This window comes from Pseudomonas sp. Ant30-3 (assembly GCF_000690905.1).
Classification (GTDB): domain Bacteria; phylum Pseudomonadota; class Gammaproteobacteria; order Pseudomonadales; family Pseudomonadaceae; genus Aquipseudomonas.
The window spans coordinates 46,182-54,339 of record NZ_JMCL01000044.1 but is presented as its reverse complement, the minus strand read 5'-3'; the positions used below and the strand labels follow the sequence as shown (position 1 = coordinate 54,339).

Annotated in this window: 5 protein-coding genes and 2 pseudogenes; 6 read left to right on the top strand and 1 reads right to left on the bottom strand. The window is 59.5% G+C overall.

Going from position 1 to position 8,158, the window contains the following annotated elements; all coding sequences use genetic code 11:
• The 6 genes and pseudogenes from DU29_RS0112080 to DU29_RS0112065 form a co-directional block, all read left to right on the top strand.
• Window positions 1-1,503: TonB-dependent receptor domain-containing protein (locus DU29_RS0112080; RefSeq protein WP_028621942.1), on the top strand; the 1,503-nt coding region annotated here is incomplete at its 5' end.
• A 109-nt stretch (window positions 1,504-1,612) separates the two neighbouring features.
• Complete coding sequence (locus tag DU29_RS0112075; RefSeq protein WP_028621941.1) at window positions 1,613-2,221, top strand: biliverdin-producing heme oxygenase; 609 nt, start codon at window positions 1,613-1,615, stop codon at window positions 2,219-2,221.
• Window positions 2,215-2,454: pseudogene (locus DU29_RS1000000131410) on the top strand (YbaN family protein); the annotation flags it as partial. The gene DU29_RS0112075 and the pseudogene DU29_RS1000000131410, both read left to right, overlap by 7 nt.
• 154 nt (window positions 2,455-2,608) lie before the next feature.
• Window positions 2,609-3,889 (top strand): annotated as a pseudogene (locus tag DU29_RS1000000133725) (PDC sensor domain-containing protein); the annotation flags it as partial.
• A 102-nt stretch (window positions 3,890-3,991) separates the two neighbouring features.
• A complete protein-coding gene (locus tag DU29_RS1000000133720) occupies window positions 3,992-4,747 on the top strand; it encodes a methyl-accepting chemotaxis protein (protein ID WP_442961293.1) in 756 nt (251 codons plus the stop codon).
• Window positions 4,748-4,846: 99 nt separating this feature from the next.
• A complete protein-coding gene (locus DU29_RS0112065; protein WP_028621939.1) occupies window positions 4,847-6,178 on the top strand; it encodes a CoA transferase in 1,332 nt (443 codons plus the stop codon).
• 136 nt (window positions 6,179-6,314) lie between these two features.
• Here DU29_RS0112065 and arcD read toward each other — a convergent pair whose 3' ends face one another.
• Window positions 6,315-7,736, bottom strand: coding sequence for an arginine-ornithine antiporter (gene arcD / locus DU29_RS0112060; RefSeq protein ID WP_028621938.1), 1,422 nt, complete (start codon window positions 7,734-7,736; stop codon window positions 6,315-6,317).
• Window positions 7,737-8,158 lie beyond the last annotated feature (422 nt).

Here is an 8,158-nt window from a genome sequence, read left to right as displayed (position 1 = left end):
GATGCCGATCTGAAGAGCGCTTACGGCGGGCCGTTCTTCAATGGCCAGCCGACCATCCCGGACCGCGTCCTGCCCGGCGGTATGTACCAATGGCGGACCGGCAACGATACCGTGACCCGCGAACGGCTCGGCGTGGAAAACAGCTTCACCCTCGACAGCCTGCTGGTGGACAACGTCAAGTGGAGCCTTAACCACCAGGTCGCCAAGACCGACCAGAGCACCGCCGAGTTCTATTACCCGATGTCGCGCCAGGTACTGCGAACGCGCAACACACTTTACGAAGAGAAGCAGTGGGTGTTCGACGCGCAACTCGACAAGGCTTTCAGCCTCGGCCAGACCGATCATCTGATGACCTACGGCACCACGATCAAGCAGCAGAAAGTCACCGGCTCGCGCAGCGGCAATGGCATTTGCCTGGCGGTTTTCGGCAGTTGCCGGGCAGTTGGCGCAGTCAGTCCTGCCGACGTGCTGAAAAAGTCCAGCGACTTCCCCGACCCGACCATCAACACCTACAGCCTGTTTGCGCAGGATCAGATCAGTTGGGACAAATGGACCTTCCTGCCCGGCCTGCGCTACGACTACACGCAACTCAAGCCGAAGATCACCCAGGAATTCCTCAACACTGTCGCCCCCGACGGGAGCGGTACGGTCAGTGACAAGAACAAGACGTGGCACAAGGTGTCGCCGAAATTCGGCCTGACCTACGCCTTGACCGAGCAATACACCTGGTATGGCCAATATGCCGAAGGTTTCCGCACGCCAACCGCCAAAGCCCTCTACGGACGCTTCGATAACGCCGCTGAAGGTTACAGCGTGGAACCCAATCCCAACCTGGATCCGGAAAAAAGCAAAGGCTTCGAAACCGGCCTGCGCGGCAACTTCGAGCACGGTTCATTCGACGTGGCGGTGTTCTACAACAAGTACCGCGACTTCATCAACGAAGATGCGATCAGCCCCGGCTACGATGAGCTGAAATTCCAAAGCAACAACATCAAACGCGCCACCATCAAGGGAGCCGAGATCAAGGGTCGCTTGAGCCTGGATGTCTTCGGCGCGCCGCAAGGTCTGTATACCCAAGGCTCGGTGGCTTATCTCTACGGCCGCAACAACGATACCGGCGAACCGATCAACAGCGTCAACCCGATGACCGGCGTATTCGGCCTCGGTTACGACCAGGACAACTACGGCGGCTTGCTCAGCTGGACCGTGGTGAAGAAGAAGGACCGGGTCGACGACAGCAACTTCAAATCACCGGACGGCGTCAGTAGCCAGTTCAAATCGCCGGGCTTCGGCATGCTCGACCTGAGCGGGTTCTACAAGGTGACCGACGATGTGACCGTCAGCGCCGGCGTCTACAACCTGACCGACAAGAAATACTGGTTGTGGGACGACGTGCGCGGTTACGACGGCGTTGGCGAGGCAGCGGTGATCAACCCGGCTAACCTGGATCGCCTGACTCAGCCTGGGCGTAACTTCGCGGTCAACCTTATCTGGGACATCTGACCCGCGCTGCGCTGCGTGGTTTTCGCCAACCACGCAGAAGCTTTTTTACTGTCCGGCGCCTGCTGATTCGTCTCGTTGGCAGACGCCTCTTTTCTCAAAGGATTTTTACATGACGTCCCAGGCCACTACCCAACGACCAACCCTGCGTTCGCAACGCGTGAACCAGATCACCAACGAGCCTCACGCTAAACTCGATGCTTTGGTCAAAGCCCATGCCCCCTTCGACACCCAGGCCAGTTTTGCCCGGTTCGTGGTTGCGCAATACCTGTTCCAGGCGGAACTGGTGTCGCTGTACAACGATGCGGCGCTGACGGCAATCATTCCTGACCTGCCCGCGCGCTGCCGCGCTGAAGCGGCCAAGGCCGATCTGGCTGATCTGGACACCAGTGTTCCCGCCCCGGTCCCGGGCGCTGTGGACAATCCGACCCAGGCGCAAGCGCTGGGTTGGCTATTTGTCTCGGAGGGTTCCAAGCTCGGCGCGGCGTTTCTGATCAAGCGCGCGGTGGGGCTGGGCTTAAGTGAGACATTTGGTGCCCGCCATCTCGGCGAACCGGCCGGCGGCCGCGCCGAGGGCTGGAAAAGCTTTGTGCGCACGCTCGACTCGCTTGAGCTCAGCCCACAGGAAGAAGCCGAACTGGACAAAGGTGCCCTTGAGGCGTTCAACCGCTTCACCGTGCTGCTGGAGCAGGCCTATGCCAACTCCGCCGAACTCGCCTGAGTGCATGGCTGGAAAACCATCGGCTGTCCGGACCGATCCTGAGCAACTGGCGCAACGGCAAGGTCATCGCGCGTCGGGCGAAGGTCAGCGCCACCTTGAGTATGTTGCTTTGCGCAGGGTTGATGCTGGTGACGCTCGATCATGGCTGGCCGGTTTACCTGGCCATTGTCGGGATGGGCGCGGGCAATTTGTGGATCTGGTCACGGCCTGAATCTAGCCTGAAACCTTCCTGATAAACCGCGCAAACGCTTGCGCTGACCGCTCATCGACTTTCCCTCATGCAAAGCACCGCCACGCCGATGGTTCAGGAATGGCGCTGAATGGATTTGGCAACTCGGGTCGACTTCGACTCACAGCCAGTCACTCATTCATTTGCGAGCTCGCCCTATGTTCGACTCCCTTTCCATCCGCCTGAAAATAGTTCTGCTGTCGGGGCTTTGCCTGCTGGGCGTTGTCGTTCTGATCGTCGGCATGAACATCTACCAGACCAACCAGAACGATCAACTGGTCAGCGCCTCCAGCAGCAAGATGCTCACCGCCAGTGTGCAGGATCTGCTTGCAGCCAAGGCCGCTGAACAAGCCGTGCGGGTGCAGAAAACTTTCGGCGAAAGCCTGCTGGTGGTGACCGCGTTGGCGGACCAGATCCAGGACCTGCGCAGCATGGCCGCCAAGCGCTCGCTTGAGGCCAGCGCGGTGCGCGAAGAGTTGAACCAGAGCCTGAAAACCGCCTTCGAGCGCAACAACAAAGTATTGGGAATCTGGCTGGCGTTCGAACCCAACGGTCTCGACGGCAAGGACAGCGAATTCGTCAACGACGAAGCGCGGCAGTCCAACGAAGCGGGACGTTTTGCCAGTTACTGGAGCCGTGCCGGCGGTGCCGGGATGAATACGATCATGGTCGAAGACGACATGACCAAAACGACGCTGAGCCTCAGCGGCACTCCCTACAACAGCTGGTACACCTGCCCTCGGGACAGCAAACGCACCTGCCTGCTGGACCCCTATGCCGACACCGTTGGCGGCAAGGAAATGCTCATGACGACCATTTCCGTACCGTTGCTGGTGGATGGCAAATCCATTGGCGTGGTGGGTGTGGACATCGCACTTGATGCCCTGCAAGCCGCCGCCGTCGATTCCCAGCGCGATCTGTTCCACAACGCCGGGCACATGATGATTGTTTCTGGCAGTGGCGTGCTTGCCGGGTTCAGCAATGACGCAAGCAAGGTCGGCAAAAATATCGCTGACGCACTGGGTGCGGACGGCAAGGATGTCTTGCAACTGCTCAGTGCGGGGACGCCAAAAATTCTTGAACAAGGTGAGCTGATTCGTGCGGTGTATCCGGTCAGCCCGATTACCGATTCCAAAGCCTGGGCCGTGGTGATCGACCTGCCCAAGCAAGTGCTGCTGGCAGACTCGGTCAAGCTGCAGGAAGTGCTCGATGACGCTCAGGAGAGAGGCACGATCATGGCGGTAGCGGTCGCCGCTGCAGCAGGACTGATCGGCTTGTTGCTGATCTGGCTGACCGCGACCGGCGTGACCCGGCCGATCAACAGCGTGGCCGAAATGCTCAAGGCGATCGCCAGTGGCGACGGCGACCTGACCCAGCGTCTGCAATACAGCAAAAAAGACGAGCTTGGCGAGCTGGTCAGCTGGTTCAACCGTTTCCTCGACAAGCTGCAACCGACCATCGCGCAGATCAAGCAGAGCATCACCGATGCGCGCGGCACTGCCGATCAGTCTTCGGAAATCGCCCGCCAGACCAGCGAAGGCATGCAAGTGCAGTTCCGCGAAATTGATCAGGTCGCCACCGCGTCCAATGAAATGAGCGCCACCGCGCACGACGTCGCCAACAGCGCGTCGAATGCCGCCAACGCCGCCAAGGGCGCCGATCAGTCAGCCCGCGACGGCATGGCGATCATCGAGCGCAGCACCCGCGACATCAATCAACTGGCTGACGAAGTCAGTAAAGCCGTGGGCGAAGTCGAAGCGTTGGCGGTTAACAGCGAGCAGATCGGCTCGGTGCTGGAAGTGATCCGCAGCATCGCCGAGCAAACCAACCTGCTCGCCCTCAATGCGGCAATCGAAGCGGCTCGCGCCGGTGAAAGCGGTCGTGGTTTTGCGGTAGTCGCCGATGAGGTGCGCAACCTCGCCAAGCGCACACAGGATTCGGTTGAAGAGATCCGCATCGTCATCGAACGCATCCAGACCGGCACGCGCGGCGTCGTGGCCACCATGCATTCGAGCCAGACCCAGGCGCACAGCAACGCCGGACAGATTCAGCAAGCGGTGCAGGCGTTGAGCAAAATCAGTGACGCGGTCACCGTGATCAGCGACATGAACCTGCAGATCGCCAGCGCCGCCGAGCAGCAAAGCGCAGTGGCCGAAGAGGTGAATCGCAACGTTTCGGCAATCCGCACCGTTACCGAAACCCTTACCGGACAAGCGACTGAATCGGCGCAGATCAGCAGCCACCTCAATGCACTGGCCAATCAGCAGATGAAGTTGATGGATCAGTTTCGGGTTTAGGAGCTCCCACAGATTCGGATGTTCGGCAAGCAATCTGCGTTTTCCTCTAAATCAGCAGTTTTTGATCTATGCTCCGGCTCTCGTTCTGGAGGGCCTTCGATGACTGGTTTACTCACGTCCATTCAAGCCGCGCTCGGCTTGCCGCACACAACGATAGCTTTCACTTCGAGCGGCGCGCTACCCTCGGCGTTTGCCGTGACGGACCTGGCCTGCGCCAGCATCGCGGCTGCCGGCCAAGCGGTCAGCGAATTGCTGCAACAACAAACGGGCCGCTTGCCCGGCCTGGAAGTCGACCGCCGACTCGCGTCATTCTGGTTCGCTACGTCGATCCGCCCTGTGGGGTGGACCGTGCCACCCTTGTGGGATCCGATCGCGGGCGACTACGCGACCAACGACGGCTGGATTCGCCTGCACACCAACGCGCCTCACCACCGCACGGCAGCCGAACAGGTACTGGGTGCCTGCGCGGATCGCTCGGCCATGGCGGCCAAGGTGGCGCAATGGGGCAAAACCGAGCTGGAGGATGCCGTGGTCGCGGCAGGCGGTTGCGCGGCAGAAATGCGCACGTGGGCGCAATGGCAGGCACATCCCCAAGGGCTGGCGGTGAATGCCGAGCCGTTGGTTCAGTTCGCCGGCAATGACGGTAACCGAAGTAAGCCGTGGCAAGGTTCGGTGGCGCAACCGCTCGCCGGGATCCGGGTCCTGGATCTGACCCGGGTGCTTGCCGGCCCGATCGCCAGTCGTTTTCTTGCGGGGCTGGGCGCCGACGTCTTGCGCATCGATCCGCCGACCTGGAATGAGCCTGGCGTGGTGCCCGAAGTAACCTTGGGCAAACGCTGTGCGCGCCTCGATTTACATGACGCCGCTGACCGGGCGGTGTTTGAAGGCCTGCTCGGGGGCGCCGACATTCTGCTGCACGGCTACCGCGCCGATGCTCTGGAACGTCTGGGTTATGGCGTCGCAGAACGGCAGCGGCTGTCGCCAGAGTTGATCGATGTCAGCCTGAACGCCTACGGATGGGGCGGCCCGTGGCTGCACCGTCGCGGTTTCGACAGTTTGGTGCAAATGAGCAGCGGTATCGCCGAAGCAGGCATACAGTGGAAAAATGCTGACAAGCCGACGCCATTGCCTTTGCAGGCGCTTGACCACGCCACCGGGTATTTGATGGCTGCGGCGGCGATCAGGTTATTGGGCAGTGGCGGCTCGGCAAGATTGTCGCTGGCGCGCACGGCGAAGTTGTTGATCGATGGCGGCACCGAGACTGCAGAGCCGTTGCGGCCCGAAGATGAACACGATCAAGGCGTTCTCATTGAGCAAACGCCATGGGGGCCGGCGCATCGGTTGAATGTGCCGCTGAAAATCACCGGAACACCCTTGCAGTGGACGCTGGCGTCCTGTGAATTGGGTTCCCATCGCCCGCAGTGGTGGTGACTGTTCAGCCGTCTTCGCGGGCAAGCCCGGCTCCCACAGTCGACCGCGTTTAGCCGCAGCCAATTGGTCGCTGCTCGGCGGCCCGGCTTGCCCGCGAAGAGGCCAGCATTGCAGACACAAGTTCTGGATCAGTCCCTCACAACGCCAACAACCCGCTGTACAACCCATAAGCTGCCAACCCCGCCCCCGCAAGCACGCAGGTGAAAATCCCCTTCTCGACCCGGGTGAACAGCGGCATGCCCTGCTCCCGTTTGGCCTTGGCAAACAGAATCACTCCGGGCGCGTACAACAACGCCGACAGCAACAGATATTTCACCCCGCCCGCATACAGCAGCCACACCGCATACACCAGCGCAATGCCGCCGATCATCAGGTCCTTGCGGCGCTCGGCCGAAGCATGTTCGTAGGTTTCGCCACGCCCGCTCAACAACACCGCATACGCCGCGGACCACAGGTACGGCACCAGAATCATCGACGACGCCAGGTAGATCAAACTGGTGTAAGTGCCTGCGGAAAACAGCGTGATCAGCAGAAAAATCTGGATCATCACATTGGTCAGCCACAACGCGTTCACCGGCACATGATTAGCATTTTCCTTGGTCAGAAACGCCGGCATGGTTTTGTCCTTCGCCGTGGCAAAAAGAATCTCGGCACACAGCAAGGCCCATGACAACAATGCGCCGAGCAACGAAATCGCCAGGCCGATGCTGATCAGCAAAGCGCCCCAAGGCCCGACGATATGCTCCAGCACCCCGGCCAGCGACGGGTTTTGCAAATTCGCCAGTTCAGGCTGGCTCATGATCCCCAGCGACAGCACATTGACCAACACCAGCAGCGCCAGCACCCCGAGAAATCCGATCACCGTCGCCCGGCCGACATCACTGCGTTTCTCCGCCCGAGCCGAGTAGACGCTTGCCCCTTCAATGCCGATGAACACGAATACCGTGACAAGCATCATGTGGCGCACCTGTTCCATCACGCTGCCGAAATCCGGATTGCTGCGCCCCCAGATGTCGCGGGTAAAGATGTCGGCCTTGAACGCCACGGCAGCGATCACGATGAACATGATCAGCGGCACAATCTTGGCCACTGTGGTCACCTGGTTGATGAACGCCGCTTCCTTGATCCCGCGCATCACCAGAAAATGCACGGCCCACAACAGCACGGAAGCGCAGCCGATGGCGACCGGTGTGTTGCCCTGGCCAAAGACCGGGAAAAAATACCCGAGCGTGCTGAACAGCAGAACGAAATAACCGACATTGCCCAGCCAGGCACTGATCCAGTAGCCCCATGCCGACGAGAAGCCCATGTAATCGCCGAACCCGGCCTTGGCGTAGGCGTACACACCGGAATCCAGTTCGGGTTTGCGATTGGCCAGCGTCTGGAAGACGAAGGCCAAGGTCAGCATGCCCACCGCCGTGATCGCCCAGCCGATCAAAATCGCTCCGACGTCGGCCCGCGCGGCCATGTTCTGCGGCAGGGAGAAAATTCCGCCGCCAATCATTGAACCGACCACCAGAGCGATCAGCGCGCTCAACTTCAGTTTCTGCGTCGGCATGCCTGCGTCTCCTTGTTCGGTGCGACCCGCGCCGCAATAACTGTCATATAAATGAATCTAACTACAGCACCAGAAACAAATAACCTTTTCCGATAATACGCAATCCGGATTTTATTTATAGCCGATGCTTCTATGACGATCCGCAGTAATAACAGCTTAACGTGACCGTAAATAATTTATCCCAGACGTGGAGCATCGGCAAAAAGTTGCGTAAACCGCAAAACCAACTAGCGTAAATATTCCGAGCAATACGACGTATTCCTGTTTGATCAAGCGAGGCCTCTGGAAAAGGCGTTTCGGCAATAGCGTCATGCTCGATCAACATTGATAAGTCATTCATTAACAATGGAATGTGCCCATGCACTGATCTAAGTCAGCTGATTGATTAGCTAACAGAATTACTCTGTTGTCTCTCTTCTCCT

Coding starts and splice junctions, on each gene's coding strand:
- DU29_RS0112065 (WP_028621939.1), top strand. CDS start 4,847: ATGACTGGTTTACTCACGTCCATTCAAGCCGCGCTCGGCTTGCCGCAC.
- arcD (WP_028621938.1), bottom strand. CDS start 7,736: ATGCCGACGCAGAAACTGAAGTTGAGCGCGCTGATCGCTCTGGTGGTC.
- DU29_RS0112075 (WP_028621941.1), top strand. CDS start 1,613: ATGACGTCCCAGGCCACTACCCAACGACCAACCCTGCGTTCGCAACGC.
- DU29_RS1000000133720 (WP_442961293.1), top strand. CDS start 3,992: ATGCAAGTGCAGTTCCGCGAAATTGATCAGGTCGCCACCGCGTCCAAT.